At 42.1% G+C, this 20,120-nt stretch carries 13 protein-coding genes and 1 riboswitch; of the genes, 9 read left to right on the forward strand and 4 right to left on the reverse strand.

The genetic code is table 11. The annotated features are described in order from the left end of the window. Positions 1–610: 610 nt before the first annotated feature. The 7 genes from B0X70_RS13985 to trhP all read left to right on the forward strand — a co-directional run bounded on the left by B0X70_RS13985 (position 611) and on the right by trhP (position 12,131). Positions 611–1,816, forward strand: a complete 1,206-nt coding sequence (locus tag B0X70_RS13985; protein WP_105395644.1) for an MdtA/MuxA family multidrug efflux RND transporter periplasmic adaptor subunit — start codon at positions 611–613, stop codon at positions 1,814–1,816. After that, a complete protein-coding gene (locus tag B0X70_RS13990; protein WP_217469606.1) occupies positions 1,816–4,962 on the forward strand; it encodes an MdtB/MuxB family multidrug efflux RND transporter permease subunit in 3,147 nt (1,048 codons plus the stop codon). The genes B0X70_RS13985 and B0X70_RS13990 overlap by 1 nt, the downstream gene beginning before the upstream one ends. Continuing rightward, complete coding sequence (mdtC, locus tag B0X70_RS13995; RefSeq protein WP_040151498.1) at positions 4,959–8,045, forward strand: multidrug efflux RND transporter permease subunit MdtC; 3,087 nt, start codon at positions 4,959–4,961, stop codon at positions 8,043–8,045. The genes B0X70_RS13990 and mdtC overlap by 4 nt, the downstream gene beginning before the upstream one ends. Then, positions 8,042–9,430: an envelope stress sensor histidine kinase BaeS gene (gene baeS / locus B0X70_RS14000; RefSeq protein WP_040151499.1), complete on the forward strand. Its 1,389-nt coding sequence runs from the start codon at positions 8,042–8,044 to the stop codon at positions 9,428–9,430. The genes mdtC and baeS overlap by 4 nt, the downstream gene beginning before the upstream one ends. Next, a complete protein-coding gene (baeR, locus tag B0X70_RS14005) occupies positions 9,427–10,131 on the forward strand; it encodes an envelope stress response regulator BaeR (RefSeq protein ID WP_036805090.1) in 705 nt (234 codons plus the stop codon). The genes baeS and baeR overlap by 4 nt, the downstream gene beginning before the upstream one ends. A 96-nt stretch (positions 10,132–10,227) precedes the next feature. Next, complete coding sequence (locus B0X70_RS14010; protein WP_036805088.1) at positions 10,228–10,572, forward strand: YegP family protein; 345 nt, start codon at positions 10,228–10,230, stop codon at positions 10,570–10,572. 197 nt (positions 10,573–10,769) lie between these two features. Next, on the forward strand, positions 10,770–12,131 hold the full coding sequence (trhP, locus tag B0X70_RS14015) for a prephenate-dependent tRNA uridine(34) hydroxylase TrhP (protein WP_217469607.1): 1,362 nt from the start codon (positions 10,770–10,772) through the stop codon (positions 12,129–12,131). Positions 12,132–13,899: 1,768 nt separating this feature from the next. Here the strand turns inward: trhP and tnpA are convergent. Further along, a complete protein-coding gene (tnpA, locus tag B0X70_RS14020; protein ID WP_217469608.1) occupies positions 13,900–14,328 on the reverse strand; it encodes an IS200/IS605 family transposase in 429 nt (142 codons plus the stop codon). A 586-nt stretch (positions 14,329–14,914) separates the two neighbouring features. Here tnpA and fbaB point away from each other — a divergent pair. Further along, positions 14,915–15,964: a class I fructose-bisphosphate aldolase gene (gene fbaB / locus B0X70_RS14025; RefSeq protein ID WP_110090433.1), complete on the forward strand. Its 1,050-nt coding sequence runs from the start codon at positions 14,915–14,917 to the stop codon at positions 15,962–15,964. A gap of 142 nt (positions 15,965–16,106) precedes the next feature. On the opposite strand, the gene thiD is transcribed toward fbaB, so the two are convergent. Beyond that, positions 16,107–16,907 carry a bifunctional hydroxymethylpyrimidine kinase/phosphomethylpyrimidine kinase gene (thiD, locus tag B0X70_RS14030; protein WP_217469609.1) on the reverse strand — a complete coding sequence of 267 codons (801 nt, stop codon included), beginning with the start codon at positions 16,905–16,907 and terminating at the stop codon, positions 16,107–16,109. 40 nt (positions 16,908–16,947) lie between these two features. Further along, positions 16,948–17,040, reverse strand: a riboswitch (TPP riboswitch). A 114-nt stretch (positions 17,041–17,154) separates the two neighbouring features. Then, the gene (gene cspE, locus B0X70_RS14035) at positions 17,155–17,364 is read right to left on the reverse strand and encodes a transcription antiterminator/RNA stability regulator CspE (RefSeq protein WP_036781809.1); all 210 of its coding nucleotides are present in this window, start codon (positions 17,362–17,364) and stop codon (positions 17,155–17,157) included. 603 nt (positions 17,365–17,967) lie between these two features. On the opposite strand from cspE, the gene pagP reads away from it, so the two are divergent. Then, positions 17,968–18,591 (forward strand): lipid IV(A) palmitoyltransferase PagP, encoded by a 624-nt coding sequence (gene pagP / locus B0X70_RS14040; RefSeq protein WP_036781808.1) that lies wholly within the window; start codon positions 17,968–17,970, stop codon positions 18,589–18,591. Between the two features lie 67 nt (positions 18,592–18,658). Here pagP and B0X70_RS14045 read toward each other — a convergent pair whose 3' ends face one another. Further along, the gene (locus B0X70_RS14045) at positions 18,659–20,038 is read right to left on the reverse strand and encodes an amino acid permease (RefSeq protein WP_036805075.1); all 1,380 of its coding nucleotides are present in this window, start codon (positions 20,036–20,038) and stop codon (positions 18,659–18,661) included. Between the last annotated feature and the right edge of the window lie 82 nt (positions 20,039–20,120).

Genomic DNA, 20,120 nt, shown 5'->3' on the forward strand with positions numbered 1-20,120 from the left:
TTAAGTTATAAGTTCCGCCCAAAAAAAGTCACATGACCTTTTTTCAAAATCAAGAAACAATTTGCACAGAGATATATAACGAGTATGTGATCTATTTCACAATATACCCGTCATCTTTCAAGTTGCCTCTTTGTTGGCTACGCTCACTCACCCCGGTCACATAGTTTTCTATGCTCCCGCGGATTCGCTCCCTTCGTCGCGATCCATCTTGAAATCCATTGGGTATATACCGTCAATAAATCATTTGAAGTTATGGGTTATAAATAATACATACATGCAAAATATAAAGAAAAAATAGCTGCCTAAGATAGACAATTAACGTCTTTCATTAAGTTTATCTATTTAAAATTATACTCAAATATGAACGAGAAAAAGGAAAAGAAGGTAACAAAGGCAACATCATTTGCATAATTTCTGGAGCCGTCTCGAAAAAACTGACAAAAAACGCCTAAATTTACCTTAAAAAGCGCTTCCTTGACATATTTTCCACATTTTCTCCATTTTTTAGCCTATCCTCACTGTCTAAACTAATAGATGTGATTAAACCGATATTTCAGTCGGACATAATCAAGTAATACCTTGGCCTTGCGTTTGAGAGAATGTCGAAGAAATGAATCAAAATAATAAACGCCGTACCCTTATTTTCCGTGCAACATTAGCCGCGATTGCCATCGCTGCGGCCATATTTTTTTGGTATCAATTTAAAACACCTCAACAATTTAGCTCATCGGATCAACCTTCTGGTTTAAAGCATCACCCGTTACCCCCGGTTCAAATTGCCACGGCAAAAGAGCAGGCGGTCCCTCGCTTTCTGACCGGGCTTGGCACCATTCAAGCCGCCAATACCGCCACAGTAACCAGCCGGGTTGAAGGTCAGCTCATCGCTTTGCACTTTCAGGAAGGTCAACAAATTAAACAAGGGGATTTACTGGCGGAAATTGATCCACGCCCTTTTCAGGTTCAGCTAGCACAAGCCAAAGGCCAACTGGCTAAAGATGAGGCAATATTGGCGAATGCCCGTCAAGATCTCAATCGCTACCAGAAATTGGCAAACACTCACCTGATTTCCCAACAAGAAATGGATAATCAACGTGCGCTTGTCCGCCAACACGAGGCCAGTCTAAAAGTTGATCAAGCAGCAATTGATAGCGCAAAACTTCAACTCACTTACAGCCGTATTACGGCGCCTATTTCCGGTAAAGTGGGCTTGAAGCAGATCGATGTAGGAAATTTTATCTCTAGTGGCAACAACTCTCCTATTGTGGTGATTACTCAAACCGATCCGGTAGATGTGCTGTTTTCACTCCCTGAAAACGATATCAATGCTGTTTTACAAGCTCAGAAAGCGAATCGCAACGTCGTTGTTAGCGCCTGGGATCGCAATAACCAGCAACAACTTGCCGAAGGAAAATTACTGAGCATTGATAATCAAATTGATGCCGCTACCGGCACAATTAAGCTGAAAGCCCGTTTTTCCAATCAAGATAGCGTCTTATTCCCAAATCAGTTCGTTAATGTCCGTATTAAAGTCGATACACTGGAAAACGCAGTGGTGATCCCAAATGCTGCTTTGCAAATGGGTAATGAAGGGAATTTTGTCTGGATGTTAGGCAAAGAGAATAAAGTCAGCAAACATCTGGTCACGGTCAAATTGCAGGATACAAAACGCGTTGTTATCAGTACCGGCTTGGCAGCAGGTGATAAAGTGGTCACAGATGGTATCGATCGCCTGACAGATGGCGCTAAAGTGGATATTGTCACACCGATAGTAAATAACCCTCAACCGCAAAAACACGACAAAGCGGAGAATTCCTGATGCAGGTAAGCTCCCTAATCCCAGGAGGCGGACCATCACGCCTGTTCATCTTGCGACCCGTTGCCACCACGCTGTTTATGGCAGCAATTCTGCTGGCAGGTATTATCGGCTATCGCATGCTGCCGGTGTCTGCATTACCGGAAGTGGACTATCCCACTATTCAGGTTGTCACACTCTACCCCGGCGCAAGCCCCGATGTGATGACTTCGGCAGTCACCGCACCACTGGAACGCCAACTCGGGCAAATGTCCGGTCTTAAACAGATGGCATCCCAAAGTTCCGGCGGGGCTTCCGTTATCACATTACAATTCCAACTGACTTTGCCGTTAGATGTCGCCGAGCAGGAAGTGCAGGCAGCCATTAACGCAGCCAGTAATTTACTGCCGAATGACCTTCCTTACCCTCCTATTTACAGCAAGGTTAACCCCGCTGATCCGCCTATTTTAATGCTGGCGGTCACCTCCGACGCAATGCCAATGACACAGATTCAAGATATGGTGGAAACCCGTATCGCACAGAAAATTTCCCAAATCAACGGTGTAGGATTGGTGACACTCGCCGGCGGCCAACGACCAGCCGTCAGAGTGAAGTTAAACGCTCAAGCAGTCGCGGCACAGGGATTGGATAGCGAAACGATCCGCACTGCAATCAACAACGCTAACGTTAACTCCGCCAAAGGCAGCCTTGATGGTCCGACCCGTTCCGTCACGCTTTCAGCTAACGATCAAATGAAATCAGTCAATGATTACCGCAACTTGATCGTTGCCTATAAAAACGGATCGCCGGTACGGTTACAAGATGTCGCAACCATTGAACAAGGCGCTGAAAACACCAAACTCGGTGCATGGTCAAATAACAAACAAGCCATTGTGATCAATATTCAGCGCCAGCCCGGCGCCAATGTCATTGAAACCACAGATAATATTCGTCAGATGTTGCCGGAACTTATCAGCAGCTTGCCTAAATCCGTCGAGATGAAAATCTTGACTGACCGCACGACAACCATTCGTGCTTCTGTGAAAGATGTTCAGTTTGAACTGTTACTAGCAATTGCACTGGTTGTTATGGTGATTTACCTGTTTTTACGTAACGGTATTGCAACACTCATTCCCAGTATCGCCGTTCCTCTTTCACTGATTGGTACATTCGCAGTGATGTATTTCTGCGGTTTCTCCGTCAATAACCTGACGCTAATGGCGCTCACCATTGCCACCGGTTTTGTCGTAGACGATGCCATTGTGGTGATTGAAAATATCTCTCGTTATATAGAACAAGGCGAGAAACCGATGACAGCAGCATTGAAAGGTGCGGGTGAAATCGGTTTTACCATTATCTCCCTGACTTTCTCTTTGATTGCGGTGCTAATCCCGCTGCTTTTTATGGGCGATATCGTTGGCCGCCTGTTTCGTGAGTTTGCGATTACCCTAGCCGTGGCAATTCTGATTTCAGCCATTGTCTCGCTGACATTAACCCCCATGATGTGCGCTCGAATACTGAAACCGGAATCACAGATAAAACACAATCGTTTTGAACAAGCCAGTGAACGCTTTTTTGAACAAATGATCGCTGGTTATACCGTATGGCTAAAAAGAGCGCTGAACCACCCGTGGATCACATTCGGCATCGCCCTAAGCACATTGGCGCTAACTGCACTGCTCTATCTGGTGATTCCAAAAGGATTTTTTCCATCGCAGGATAATGGGCTGATTCAGGGAACACTCGAAGCGCCGCAATCCATTTCCTTTGCTGCAATGGTAGATAAACAACAGCAAGTTTCATCTTTATTACTGCAAGACCCGGCAGTAGAAAATATCGCCACCTTTGTCGGTATTGATGGCAGTAACCCAACATTGAATAACGGGAGACTGCAAATCACACTAAAACCACTGAATCAGCGTGATGACAGAATCGTTGACATTATTCCGCGTTTGCAGGAAAAAGTTGCCGCTATACCCGGCATAAAGCTCTATCTGCAACCGATACAAGATTTGACGATTGACACTCAGGTTACCCGTACCCAATACCAATTCACTTTGCAGGCAACCTCTCTGGATGAACTGAGTATCTGGGTGCCAAAATTATTGGCTGAATTAAAACAGAGAACAGAACTGGTTGATATCAGCAGCGACTGGCAAGATCAGGGGCTTACCGCTCACGTTAAAGTAGACCGAGACACTGCCAGCCGATTGGGTATCTCAATGGCCGCTATAGATAACGCACTCTACAACGCATTCGGCCAGCGGCTAATTTCAACCATTTATACCCAGGCTAATCAATATCGGATCATCTTGGAACATGATGTAACATCGACTCCAGGGCTAGCAGCATTTGATAACATCCGCCTTAACGGAACTGACGGCCATGTCGTGCCTCTCAGGGCTATTGCGACTATTGAACAACGATTTGGCCCACTGGCAATCAATCATCTCGCTCAATTTCCCTCAGCGACATTTTCTTTTAACGTTGCCGAGGATGCTTCTCTCGAACAGGCGGTTAACGCTGTTCGTGATGCAGCACAATTGATCAAAATGCCCAAAGATATTTCCACCCAATTTCAGGGAACAACGCTGGCCTTTGAAAGCGCACTGGGCAATACATTGTGGTTAATCGCGGCTGCCATTATCGCTATGTATATCGTGCTAGGCATACTGTATGAAAGCTTCATCCACCCGGTGACAATCCTTTCCACGTTGCCGACAGCAGGAGTGGGTGCACTACTGGCGTTAATGATGGCAGGTCAGGAACTGGATGTCATTGCGATCATCGGCATTATCTTGTTGATAGGTATTGTGAAGAAAAATGCCATCATGATGATCGATTTCGCGCTGGCGGCAGAACGCGAACAGGGATTATCGCCTTACGAAGCCATCTATCAAGCGTGTTTATTACGTTTCCGCCCGATTCTGATGACCACAATGGCAGCGTTGCTTGGAGCACTCCCCTTAATGCTCAGCACCGGTGTAGGCGCTGAATTACGTCGGCCTCTGGGTATCTGTATGGTAGGTGGACTGATTATGAGCCAGATCCTGACGTTGTTTACTACGCCGGTGATCTATTTACTGTTTGACCGGTTGGCACACTATCGCCGCAATCGCCAGCTATCAACCCCAGGCACTTCATCTATTGATCATCAGGAGCCGCGGTGAAATTTTTTGCCTTATTTATCCAACGTCCTGTCGCCACCACGCTATTGAGTTTAGCCATAACCCTATGTGGGGTATTGGGATTTACCTTGTTGCCGGTTTCTCCTTTGCCACAAGTGGATTTTCCGGTGATCTCCGTTTACGCCTCATTACCGGGCGCCTCACCGGAGACAATGGCCTCATCTGTCGCTACTCCGTTGGAGCATGCCTTAGGCCGAATTGCCGGAGTTAATGAAATGACGTCGAGCAGCTCCCTTGGCAATACCGATATCACACTTGAATTTGACCTTAATCGTGATATTAACAGCGCAGCAAGGGATGTACAGGCAGCACTGAATGCCGCTCAAAGTCTGTTGCCTTCCGGTATGCCGAGCAGACCGCATTATTACAAAGTCAATCCGTCTGACGCCCCGATTATGATCCTCACATTGACTTCTGATACCTATAATCAAGGGCAGCTTTATGATTTTGCCTCTACTCAACTGGCTCAGAAAATCGCCCAAGTTGAAGGTGTCAGTGAAGTCTCTGTTGGCGGAAGCTCATTACCGGCAGTCAGAGTTGAATTAAATCCTGGCGCTCTGTTTCATCAGGGAGTTTCGCTAGACGCGGTACGCAAAGCTATCAGCAATGCCAATGTTCGCCGTCCACAAGGATATGTGGATTCCGATCAGCAACACTGGCAAGTTCAAACGAATGACGAGTTAAAAACAGCCGAAAGCTATCGCCCAATCATCGTTCACTATAACAACGGTTCACCAGTGCGATTGCAGGATGTAGCAAATGTAAAAAATTCTGTTCAGAATGTCAGAGCAGCCGGAATGTCTGGCAGTAAACCAGCTATTTTGTTGGTTATTCGCCGTGAGGCTGGCGCGAATATTATTGCCACAGTAAACCGTATCCGGGAACAATTACCTACATTACGTGAATCTATTCCTGCCAGTATTCAACTGAAAGTTACTCAAGATCGCACACCAACGATTCGTGCTTCATTAGCAGAAGTAGAACGTGCATTGGTGATTGCTATCGGGCTAGTCATTCTAGTGGTATTCCTGTTTTTGCGTTCCGGTCGCGCAACATTGATCCCGGCCATCGCTGTACCGGTTTCACTCATTGGCACCTTTACCGCCATGTATCTGTGCGGTTTCAGTTTGAACAATCTTTCCTTAATGGCGCTGACAGTCGCCACAGGATTTGTGGTGGATGATGCGATTGTGGTGCTGGAGAATATTTCCCGCCACCTTGAAGCAGGTATAAAACCCATACAAGCGGCACTACGTGGTGTCCGGGAGGTGGGTTTTACAGTTCTTTCGATGAGTATTTCATTGGTAGCCGTCTTTATCCCGCTACTACTCATGGATGGATTGGTTGGTCGGCTGTTCCGTGAATTTGCCATTACCTTAACCACCTCAATCGGCATCTCATTATTGGTTTCTCTAACACTAACGCCAATGATGTGCGCTCATTTACTAAAATCTCAGCTTCCCAAAGCACAGAAGAAAATACGGGGATTCGGTAAAGTTCTGCTGAAAATTCAGCAAATTTACGGACGCTCCCTGATGTGGGTTCTTAATCATAGCCGTTGGGTATTGTTAATTTTGGCTGGCATCATTGCTCTAAATGTTTGGCTCTACATCCATATCCCCAAAACTTTTTTCCCGGAACAGGATACCGGTCGGTTACTAGGGTTTGTTCGGGCAGACCAAAGTATCTCTTTCCAATCTATGCGTGAAAAAATGAAAAACTTCATGCAGACAATTAATGCAGATTCTACGGTAGACAACGTTATCGGTTTTACCGGTGGTGGAAGGGTAAATAATGGCTTTATGTTTATCTCTCTGAAACCATTAAAAGAGCGTTCAGAAAGCGCTGAACAGGTTATTTCACGCCTGAGAATTAAACTTGCCAATGAACCGGGGGCAAATCTGTTTCTCATTCCGGTACAGGATATTAGGGCTGGCGGTCGCCAGGCTAATGCTAGCTATCAATTTACATTGCTGGCAGATGATCTAAACGATCTTCGCAAATGGGAGCCGGTTATTCGTAAGGCATTAGGGCAATTGCCCCAACTGACCGACGTGAATTCGGATAAAGAGGATAAAGGGGCTGAAATGGCAATAACCTATGACCGCGATACCATGTCTCGTCTGGGGATCAATGTCAGTGAAGCCAATAGTCTACTGAATAATGCTTTTGGTCAGCGACAAATATCCACTATTTATCAACCACTTAATCAGTACAAGGTTGTGATGGAAGTTGCACCAGAATATACACAGGATGTCAGCGCACTGGAAAAAATGTTTGTGATTAACAATCAAGGAAAAGCTATTCCACTCTCCTATTTTGCCCATTGGCAACCGGCTAACGCTCCGCTAAGTGTCAATCATCAAGGGCTTTCTGCTGCTTCAACCATTGCTTTCAATGTACCAGAAGGCTATACCCTCTCTGATGCTGTCAATGCAATTGAAAGAACCATGACTGAACTCAGTGTACCCTCGACAGTTCGCGGCACTTTTGCTGGTACCGCCCAGATTTTCCAGGAAACCCAGAAATCCCAATTATTCTTGATTCTGGCCGCCATTATTACCGTCTATCTGGTGCTAGGGATACTGTATGAAAGTTATATCCATCCATTGACTATTCTCTCTACCCTGCCTTCTGCCGGCATTGGCGCCCTGCTGGCATTGGAACTGTTTGACACACCATTCAGCCTGATAGCATTAATAGGCATCATGTTATTGATTGGTATCGTAAAAAAGAACGCCATTATTATGGTGGATTTTGCTATTGAAGCTCAGCGTAACGGTAATATTCGCGCCCGTGATGCGATATTCCAAGCCAGCCTGTTACGTTTCCGTCCAATTCTGATGACCACGCTGGCCGCCTTGTTTGGCGCTCTGCCACTGGTTTTAAGTAGTGGCGACGGTGCGGAATTACGCCAACCCTTAGGAATAACCATTGTGGGTGGTTTGGTCATGAGCCAGCTTTTAACGCTATATACCACACCGGTTGTCTATCTCTGTTTTGATCGACTAAGGGAAAAGTGGCAACAACGGCGTTCCACCAGACAAATTATGGAGCCATTATGAAACTAGGCATCAGTGGTAAACTGTTTATGGCCATCTTCGCCACTTGTATGCTAGTGCTCATCACCATGCACTGGGGAGTAAGAAGCAGCTTCCAGCATGGTTTTATTGGTTACATCAGACAAAATATTCAGTTACGTACCGCTATGTTAGCCGAAGCACTGGCTGAACAATATCAACAATATGGTAGCTGGAAATTCTTAAAGAGGAGTGACCGGGTAATTTTTCAAATCATTCGTTCCATTGAACAAACCAGCGAAAGTTATCAAGGTCCACCCCCTCGCGGCTGGCGAACTCAATTTTGGGTAGTAGACAGTGACATGAAACTGCTGGTCGGTCATGAAGGTAGAATCCCGGCAGAGACCTATCGCAAACCAATCCTCTATCATCATCAAGTCGTTGGCTGGGTCATTGTCAGCACATCAGATAAAATTACCCGTCAAGCTGACATCAGTTTTGATCGCCAACAGCAACTGACAAGCTGGATCATCGCCGGTTTATCTACCTTGCTGGCAATCATAGCCACGCTATTATTGTCCCGCGGTATGTTAAAACCCGTTAAACGTTTGGTTGAAGGGACGCATAAACTGGCCGCCGGCGATTTCAGCGCCCGAGTCACACCATCAAGTAAAGATGAAATTGGTCAGCTTGCCCACAATTTTAACCAGCTCGCCAGTACCCTGGAAAAAAACGAGCAGATGCGTCGCGATTATATGGCCGATATTTCTCATGAACTGCGCACCCCCCTTTCTATATTGCGCGGTGAATTGGAAGCGTTACAGGATGGTGTTCACAAACCCACCCCAGAAACGCTCAATTCGTTATTGGCTGAAATTACCACATTGACCAAACTGGTTGATGATCTACACCAACTCTCTTTATCCGATCGCGGAGCGCTGGCATACCGGAAAGAATTTATCAATATCAGTGAGTTAATTCAGGCTGCTATTGCATCTTATCGCGGACGTTTCCTTGATAAACAAATCCAAATAGATGTTAAACTTCCTGAAACTATTATGGTGTTTGCTGACCCAAGCAGATTGACTCAGCTATTTCACAACTTACTGGAAAACAGTCTTCGCTATACCGCTGATAATGGAAAATTAATCATTAAAGGTTGTTCTAACGATCACCACTTCATTCTGAATTGGGAGGACAGTAAGCCCGGTTTGTCACCAGAGCAATGCCAACGGGTTTTTGAACGGTTCTACCGTAGTGAATCCTCACGAAACCGTGCCAGTGGTGGATCAGGGCTTGGGTTAGCTATTTGCTATAACATTGTTGAAGCACATGGCGGCACAATCCATGCCAAACCCTCACCTTTAGGTGGTTTGAGAATTATCGTAGAATTGCCGCTAACTAAATCCCTCGACGGCGAAATGTTATGAGTACAGAGTTTGAACAATATACTGTTTTGATTGTTGAAGATGAGCCAAAGCTTGGTCAGTTGCTGGTTGATTACCTGCGGGCGGCTGATTACAAAACCCAGTGGCTACTGCGGGGTGATGAAGCTGTCTCCCATGTACAACAACATATTCCAGATATTATTTTGCTGGATCTGATGCTTCCAGGCTGTGATGGCATATCTATCTGTCGGGACATTCGCCGCTTCTCTGACGTACCGATTATCATGGTCACCGCCAAAACGGAAGAAATTGACCGTTTACTTGGATTGGAAATCGGGGCAGATGATTATATTTGTAAACCTTATAGTCCACGTGAAATTGTCGCGCGAGTTAAAACGATTCTTCGTCGTTGTTATCGACCACAAGATATTGTCAAACAAAGTGATTTGCAAATTGACGAGGACTGTTTCCAAGCGCGTTACCGCGATAAAATATTGGATTTAACCCCGGTTGAATTCCGGTTATTAAAAACGATGGCAAGTCGCCCAGGACAAGTATTTTCCCGCGATAAATTACTGAATAATCTGTATGACGATCACCGAATCGTGACAGACCGTACTATTGATAGCCACATTAAAAATTTACGCCGTAAACTGGAACAATTGGACAACAGTAAAACATTCATTCGTTCTATTTATGGACTTGGTTACCGATGGGAAGCGGATATATGCCGTTTGTTATAACTGTCACATTTTAACTGAATTAAATTTCTCTCAACCTTTCACCGGTCAGAAATTCAGCTATATTAAAAATACTTACTTTAATTGGAGGAATTTCTTATGGCTATAGGTCATTATGATCTTAAGAGAACAAAAAACAAGCAGTATTACTTCAATTTAAAAGCATCGAACGGTGAAGTTATCCTTACCAGTGAAATGTACACCACCAAGGCAGCAGCGAATAAAGGAATTCGTTCTGTCCAAGCAAATTCACCGGCAGAAAAAAACTTCGAAATCAGAGAAAACAAATCTGGCAAGTCCTATTTCGTGCTGAAAGCGAGAAACTATCAAGTTATCGGCATCAGTGAATCTCACGATAATGAAGTCGCGGCCAAAAAAGGCATTCAATCTGCGATTAAACATGGCTCGAGCACCAATGTCCGAGATTTAACAAAGTCAGAATGACATTTTTTCATGATAAACCGCACCTTATCAGTTGAAAGTTACTATCAATTGATAAGGCGCCCTTCATCGATCAATAGAATCGAACGATTCATGCCAATAAATTTGTGTCCCTAACAAATTAAGCGTTAGAATCCCCATCTTATCCTTACTTTTTATAGTGAAAACTAATCTCAACTCAAATCGAGAATTTTTTAACCATGTTTACTCCAGAATTACTTTCCCCTGCCGGTTCGCTGAAAAATATGCGCTATGCTTTTGCCTATGGCGCAGACGCTGTATATGCCGGTCAACCACGTTACAGCCTGCGCGTCCGCAATAATGAATTTAATCACGAAAATCTGGCACTCGGCATTAAAGAAGCTCATGAACTTGGTAAACGCTTTTATGTTGTGGTCAATATTGCACCTCACAATGCCAAACTGAAAACTTTTATCCGTGATCTAAAACCTGTCATTGATATGGGACCAAATGCTCTCATTATGTCCGATCCCGGACTGATCATGATGGTTCGTGAAGCTTTTCCTGCAATGGAAATTCATCTTTCCGTTCAAGCTAACGCAGTTAACTGGGCAACAGTAAAATTCTGGCAACAAATGGGGCTGACGCGGGTCATTCTTTCCCGAGAACTTTCTCTCGATGAAATTAACGAGATTCGCCAGCAGGTTCCCGGTATGGAATTGGAAGTTTTCGTACATGGCGCATTGTGTATGGCCTATTCCGGTCGTTGCCTGTTGTCCGGCTACATTAATAAACGAGATCCCAATCAGGGAACCTGCACTAATGCCTGCCGTTGGGAATATCATGTCCAAGAAGGCAAAGAGGATGATATCGGTAATATTGTGCATATGCATGAACCTATACCGACAAAAAATATCGAGCCAACATTGGGAAAGGGCGCACCAACAGATAAAGTATTTACGTTCGAAGAAGCAAAACGCCCTGGTGAATATATGTCAGCTTTCGAAGATGAGCATGGTACTTATATCATGAATTCTAAAGATTTACGTGCTGTTGAGCATGTTGAGCGATTAACTAAAATGGGCGTTCACTCTTTGAAAATCGAAGGACGGACAAAATCCTTCTATTACTGCGCTCGCACAGCACAAGTTTACCGCCGAGCCATTGATGATGCCGTCGCAGGGAAACCTTTTGATCCAACTCTGCTAACAACGTTAGAAGGACTCGCTCATCGCGGCTATACCGAAGGATTTTTACGCCGTCATACCCATGATGCCTATCAGACTTATGAATATGGCTATTCGATATCCGATACACAACAATTTATTGGTGAATTTACGGGTAAACGAGTCAACGGATTAGCTGAAGTTGCTGTCAAGAATAAATTCATGATCGGAGATCGTCTCGAATTAATGACACCATCAGGCAATATCCAGTTTACATTGGAAGCAATGCAGGATAAAAAAGGCCAACCAATGGAAGTTGCGCCTGGGGATGGGTATATTGTCTATTTGCCAATTCCGGAACAAATCGATATTAATTATGCCTTATTAATACGTAATCTAAATGGTATTAATTCTCAATCTGCTCAAACGAACTGAGACTCAGACAAATAATCATCAATATCCCCTCTTTATGAGGATATATTTCTTTTTTTAGAAACAGATCACATCAATACTATTTTATTTACCGTAGTATTGCTGGCGAAAAATAAAAAATTAAAAAAGTTTTACAGTAAGACTAGGAACCACCTCCTTGGCCGGCTCAATCTCCCTTGAGCTGGCCTTTTCTTTTTTCCTCCGAGAAATAAAATCAACAAGTTACAGAATTCATTTACATGATTAATTAAATAGAGAAATTTAACTATTAAAGCCATGAATATTTATATCAATGTGTTCCTTATACCTATATATTAATAAGAAAATATTTCTACTTATTGAAATATCACACTATCTAAAGAAATGTAATTAAAATTTTCCACTGTTCAATAATTCAGGAAATTCATCATATTTAGACCAAATATTATACAATTTGATAGAATTAATCAGGTGAAAATTATGAAAACAGATAATTACAATTTACTTATTGTTAAAACTATTAGTTCAACATTTAGCTGACTATACCGACTTAACAACCCAAAATGGATTTTGTTTTATATATATCCATAGTATAAACAGGGGTAAAATAGCCAAATCACCCCAAAGCTGATAAACAACAACACAGTACATGTTACCCTCTCGTAAAGATGAAATTTAATCCCACAATAGGGGCTGTTCAGTAAACAAAAAAACTATAGAAACCCATTTTTACACCGAACCAGCATGAAAAATATCACCTAACAATAACATCAGGAAAAATTAGCTTAGCGAGTAACAGCAATAGACATTCAACCTTTATCTATCAAACTCTTAACCTATATCAATAGAGCCAATAACTTTATAAAACATCGTTTGCAAACAAATTACTAAAGAAGAAATGTAATAAGAAATCACTCTTGGCAAATGAAAGAAACCTAAATGTCACTATTGGTAATAAAAACATGAGAAATTTTCTACCTGTGACAAAATCAAATTATATTGATGTATTTTTCAATTAGTTAATTAATGGATAAATACAAGTTAAAACTAAGAATTTAGTATAATTATTATTTTATATTATTATCACTTTTAAGAAAGAATAAATAACCATATTGACTGTTGCTTACAGAATTATGTGGATTTAAAAACATTGATGCCAAAAATGGTTATTTATCATGTACAATATTGAAACATGGTTATAACTCAATTGACAAAATAAAAAATTATTAACACGAACAATTAAAACCAATTAAATTTATATCAATAGCTGTAAATAAAATATGAACACCTAACCTTGTAAAACTCATTTAAATAATAGAAAAACATATTGTATCTTTATAAAAGACTCATGTAATAAAACATTAAGTGTAGCGATATAAATAGTAAAATATAAAGAATGACTTTATTTATCGGTTAATTAAATCACGCAAACAATGAAACAATTTAATATTAATCAATGAGTTATTTATTGAGAATGATAAATTAACATTAGTTTTTACTCCAAAATCACCTAACAATCTTATCAATTCTATCCAACAACATTGTAATATTATAAATCAATAAAGAACAATAACTAAAGGATTAATTCTTTCATAAATAAAAAGGCACTAATAGATAGAGATTTACGATAATAAATTTATTTCCTTTTTTTGATATTGATAAAGAGAAATAGTTAAATTTATAATATATAATCTGCATAGATAAAAACCTAAACTCAACAACCACCGACTAAAGTCGGTGGGTTAGTGATTAACGGACTGAAAGTCCGGATACGCATCGGCTGAACGATGCGTCAATTGTCCATCCTGAAGTTATCATCCGGGTTTGGTTCAAAATGATGCTCCAGATAAGCCTTTATCATCTCTTCCGTTAACTGACCCACCGTCGCACAAAAATAGCCTCTGCCCCAAAAATGCTGACCCCAGTAGCGTTTCTTTAGATGCGAAAACTCTTCAAACAACTTACTCGCTGTCCTTCCCTTCAGTCTCCTCATGATTTCTGAGGGAGATAATGTCGGGGGACTATTCACCAGTATGTGAACATGATCTTTGCTCACGACCCCTTTTAATATCCTGATTTCAAATGCTTCACATGTCTGACGAACTAACTCGCGCACCCGTATTGCTACTTCACCTATCAGCACTTTGTGCCTGTATTTCGTTACCCACACAAAATGGTATTCAATCTGAAATACTGTGTGACTACCGTATCTGTAATCCATGTTGCACCTCCCATGCAACACAGTATCTCAGCTAAAGCTGACCGACTAAAGTCGGTGGTTTTAACCTTTCATATGGAAGAATAAATAAAATATAAATTATCCCCCCCGAAACTTTATAGAAACAATAATATATATCCAATCTATAATGAAAACATTTCATTGTTGAATAATAAAAGCAAAGGAAATATTAACAATATCAACAAAGACGATCAGTTTAACTATATTGATATTGCAATTTATCAAAACCCAATCAATATCAATGTCATAAATACAATGAATAATTTATTCTTTATCAGTATTAAATCTCATACATCTCTTTATCTTATCCAAGAAAATTGTCTGCTAGCAAGCAATAAGAATTACAAAAATATATAACCCAACACATAAAGAGCTTACGCTTTCGCCCCTATATCCCCTAAAGAATGGTCATGTCACTCTTGCGCTAAATAGCCACTTTCCAAGTAATAAAATTCTCTTTATCCCCCCCACCTGAAGCGATCCACTACCACTTCCCTCCCAATACAACTTGTTATCCTAAAAAGGATAAATGACAATCAATGATATCTTTTCATAACTGGAGTAAAACATGACTGATATCGCTAAGTTGTTAGGCAAAGATGCGGACAGTTTATTGCAACATCGTTGTAATACCATCCCAAGTGAAAATCTCTATCTGCCAGGCTCCGATTTTGTTGACCGAGTAATGATCGACAATAACCGACCCAATACAGTTTTGCGTTCCATGCAAACATTGTTAAATCATGGTCGTCTTGGAGGCACTGGTTATTTATCTATTTTGCCGGTGGACCAAGGAGTAGAACATTCTGCTGCCGCTTCTTTTGCAGCGAATCCTCTCTATTTCGATCCCAAAAATATCGTTGAACTGGCTATCGAAGCCGGCTGTAACTGTGTTGCCTCTACTTATGGCGTGTTATCCTCTGTTTCTCGTCGTTATGCTCATAAGATCCCATTTTTGGTTAAACTGAACCACAATGAAGCACTGAGCTATCCCGCCCAATATGATCAAACTTTATATGCCAGTGTTGAACAAGCATTTGAGATGGGTGCTGTTGCCGTTGGCGCAACGATTTACTTTGGCTCTATTGAATCACGGCGTCAAATTGAGGAAATTTCAGCCGCCTTTAAACGGGCGCATGAATTGGGCATGGTAACGGTATTGTGGGCCTACCTGCGTAATTCTACCTTCAAAAAAGAGGGGATAGATTATCACTCCAGTGCGGACCTAACAGGTCAGGCTAACCATTTGGCCGTCACTATCGGTGCCGATATCGTTAAACAGAAAATGGCCGAAAATAATGGCGGCTATACTGCAATTGGTTTTGGTCATACCGATAAACGTGTTTACACTAATTTGACTAGCGACCATCCTATCGATCTGGTCCGTTATCAGATAGCTAACTGCTACATGGGGCGCGCCGGTATGATTAACTCAGGTGGTGCATCCGGTAATAGTGATTTGAGTGACTCCGTTCGTACCGCCGTCATTAATAAACGCGCAGGCGGTATGGGGCTAATCCTCGGTCGTAAAGCGTTCAAAAAATCCATGAAAGAGGGTATTGAACTGATTAATGCGGTTCAAGATGTCTATCTGGATAAGCAAGTGACTATCGCGTAAATCAAGCTTGTCGCCGGTGATAATGAGTAGATAGTAGGTCGCTGCCAATGTTGAGTTATACTGCTCTCACAGTATAAATACCTTACTCTTCTTATTCATTATCACTTTCTCACCTAATCCCGAAAACGCCAATCAGTTATTCTCACCACCACTGATGAAAATGGTGCACAGGCCCAATGCCTTTTCCTACCTCTAACGAGTCCGCCTGTTCTAATGCCGCCTGGAGGTATGATTTGGCAACAGGCAGGGTTGTCTGCCAATTCGAGTAACGTGGACGCAAAGCAGCCAGCGCAGCAGAGAGCGTACACCCTGTACCATGTGTATGGCGCGTATTGATTCTGGGCGCAGTAAAACGCCATTCACCCTCAACAGTAAACAGCCAATCAGGGCTTTCATGCTCTGTAAGGTGCCCGCCTTTCAGTAAAACGGCTTCGCATCCTAGCGATAATAATTCACGCCCCTGTTTTTGCATGTCCGTTTCGGTTTTTGCTACAGAGCACTTTAATATCGCTGCGGCTTCCGGCAAATTTGGGGTAATCAACGAAACCTTCGGTAATAATCGTTCAACAACCTCGGAAACCGCTTCCGGCGCCAGCAACGGATCGCCACTTTTCGCAATCATTACCGTATCCAATACAACATAAGGAACGGAATAACGACTTATTGCATCAGCAACAACGACAACGTTGGCTGCATTAGATAACATGCCTATCTTAGCGCTATCAATTCTGATATCTGACAGCACAGATTCAAGCTGTGCCGCAACAAAAGTAGGATCGATATCATAAATGGATTGCACACCACAGGTATTTTGCGCAACAAGCGCTGTCATTACTGTTGTGCCATAAGCACCAAGTGCAGAGAAAGTTTTTAGGTCAGCTTGAATGCCGGCACCGCCGCTAGGATCAGTACCGGCAATTGTCAGTAAATTGATTCTCATCATAAGCACCTCTTCCAACCAGCAAAAGAAAAGCAAGTATCAGGAAAAGACACCATGACTTCCCTACGCTGGCATTATCCAGATCAGGTATTACGGGTTCATCTCAGCTCAATAAAGAGCGCCCCGAGCCAAAACAAAAACACCCTATCAGATAACCAACAGGGTGATATCGGTATGTCATTGTTGCCAGTAAAAAACCAATCAGACAACAAATTTACTTCGTCAATCCAAAATGATCGACAAAAAGAAGTTATGCTGTAGTGACGTTTGCCGCAGAAGGACCTTTCTGACCGTCCTGAATTTCAAACTCAACTTTTTGGCCTTCCGCCAGAGTTTTAAAACCCTCGCTCTGAATAGCGCTAAAATGTACAAACACATCTTTGCTACCATCAGCAGGAGTAATAAAGCCAAAACCTTTTGATTCGTTGAACCACTTTACAGTACCAGTGATTTTTGCCATTTTAAGAATTTCCTTTGGATCACTTAATTCTAATTCGCCGTTTCGGCGCAACATAAAAACTAGAGCAAGTTGCTGCTATTAACAGAACTGTATAACAGAACCGTACCTCGTTTACCCGAACGATTTATCACATATTCTTAATATGATGGCAAGCCATTTTTTATCAGCTATGGAGCTAACGCACATATTTAAAATTCTTAACAACAATTATTGTTTAACATAACTGCAAAAATTTGAAAATCCAAGGTTATCCTAATTAGCTTACAGTTTATCCATTCAACAAAACCCCAGATAACATAAAAAATTCTAATTTATTTTGCCTATCTTATTATTAGATTTTTTATATCTATTAGTATGTTCACAGAGGCCAATCTCTACTGTTTGGGTGAAAGAAAAAATCAACACACTCCCAATATTAGTCGACTAAAATATCAGTATTAAATATACCCAGTTAATACCTATCACATCTTAATATTAATTTTTCGTTTAACTTTTATTGAAAATAGCAAGAGTAGAATTCCTGAATTTAGATGTTTGTCATATTTTACGTGATGCGCAGGATCTTCCCAATTTATGTCGTCGGGAAATTTGGAGCAATAAATAATGAAGTTTGATTTAACCACAGCCTGTACCCTATCAGCCACTCTTTTAGTCTCATCTGGGACAGTGTTGGCAGCAACAGCAAATACTGCTAATAAATCATTAGCAACGACTCAATCACACACACCGCTCGGTTATAGCAACAATTCAGGTAGTTTATGGGAAAAATTCAACAATAATGTCGCTCTCACCTGGAATGCACCCGACAATGAACTTTATCTGCCGGTAATTACTTGGCATAACAGGCATACCTACGATAAAGAGAAAATCGATAGATATAATGAGCGGCCCTGGGGTTTCGGCTATGGTAAATATCGTTACGACCAAGACAATGATTGGCATTCCCTTTATGCAATGGCTTTTATGGATTCTCATAACCGTTTGGAACCCATCGTTGGCTATGGATTTCAGAAAATGTGGATACCCGGTGATTTAGATGGTTTCCGAATGGGAATCGGTTTCACTTTAAGCGTTACAGCTCGTCATGATTATTATTATGTCCCTATTCCACTGCCACTACCGTTATTCTCCATAGAATATGATCGGTTATCGCTGCAAGGGACATATATTCCCGGCACATATAATAACGGTAACGTCCTCTTCGCTTGGTTACGTTGGCAATGGTAACTGGATAAAAAATACCAGGCTGTGTAATATCAGCCTGGTATCTTCATAGAGATAATCCAAATATATGTTATCCCTGCTCCTGTGCTCTCATTTTATCACGGCGGGAACGAGACATTAAAAACCCAATCCATAACACACCCACCCAGAATGGCATCAGAATGACTGAAATACGGATGCTGTCCATCATCAAAATAATGACGAGTATAAAGGCAAGGAAAGCCAGACACAGATAATTACCGAATGGATACCAGAATGCCTTAAATGATGGCTCTATTCCCTGTTTAACTTTTTCCGCCCGGAATTTTAAATGCGCCGTACAGATCATGACCCAATTAATCACTAACGTTGTTACCACCAACGCCATCAATAATTCAAATGCTTTGCCCGGCATTACATAATTAATCAATACACCAACGGACGTTGCCAAAGCAGACACGACAATGGCTCTGATAGGAACACCACTCTCATTAACTTTTGTCAGCATCCCAGGAGCATTGCCTTGTTTTGCTAAACCGTACAGCATCCGGCTGTTACAATACACACCGCTGTTATAAACGGACAATGCGGCAGTTAGGACAACAATATTCAGAACGTTAGCCACCCAGAAACTATCCAGGTTGTGAAAAATCATAACAAATGGGCTTTCACCTTCAACGACATTGCCCCACGGATAAAGCGACAATAACACGGTCAGAGAACCAATATAGAAAATCAATATTCTGTATACTACCTGATTGGTGGCCTTAGGAATGCTGATACGTGGATTTTCCGCTTCTGCTGCGGTAATACCTACCAGTTCCAATCCACCAAAAGAGAACATGATCACAGCCATTGCCATGATTAGGCTGGTGATGCCATTAGGCATAAAGCCGCCATGTTGCCAAAGGTTAGTAATACTGGCCTGAGGTCCGCCATTTCCGCTAACTAACAAGTAAGCGCCAAATACAATCATACAGATAATGGCGGTCACTTTAATGATGGAAAACCAAAATTCTGTTTCACCATATAATCGGACATTAATTAAATTTACTGTATTGATTAAGACAAAGAAGACGGTTGCAGAAACCCAGGTTGGAATATCAGGCCACCAGTAGTGGATATACATTCCCACAGCCGTTAATTCAGCCATGCCAACCAGAGTAAACATCGCCCAGTAATTCCAACCTGATAAAAATCCGGGAAAATCCCCCCAATATTTATACGCGAAATGACTAAACGACCCCGCTACAGGCTCCTCGACCACCATCTCTCCTAGCTGACGCATAATCAGAAATGCAATAAAGCCTGCGATAGCGTATCCTAAAATTACGGAGGGACCTGCCATTTTTATGGTTTGTGCAATACCGAGAAACAACCCAGTCCCGACAGCCCCCCCCAAAGCAATAAGTTGAATATGCCGGTTTTTTAAACCGCGTTTAAGTGTTGACCGCTGCGATTGTCCTGCCATCTTGTCCTCTTGATGCAACTTCTATCTTGTTATTAGTGGGAAAACAACCGCTTCCCCTTATCTGCTTTATTCAAAGCAAACA

This window comes from Photorhabdus akhurstii (assembly GCF_019090985.1).
Lineage (GTDB): Bacteria > Pseudomonadota > Gammaproteobacteria > Enterobacterales > Enterobacteriaceae > Photorhabdus > Photorhabdus akhurstii.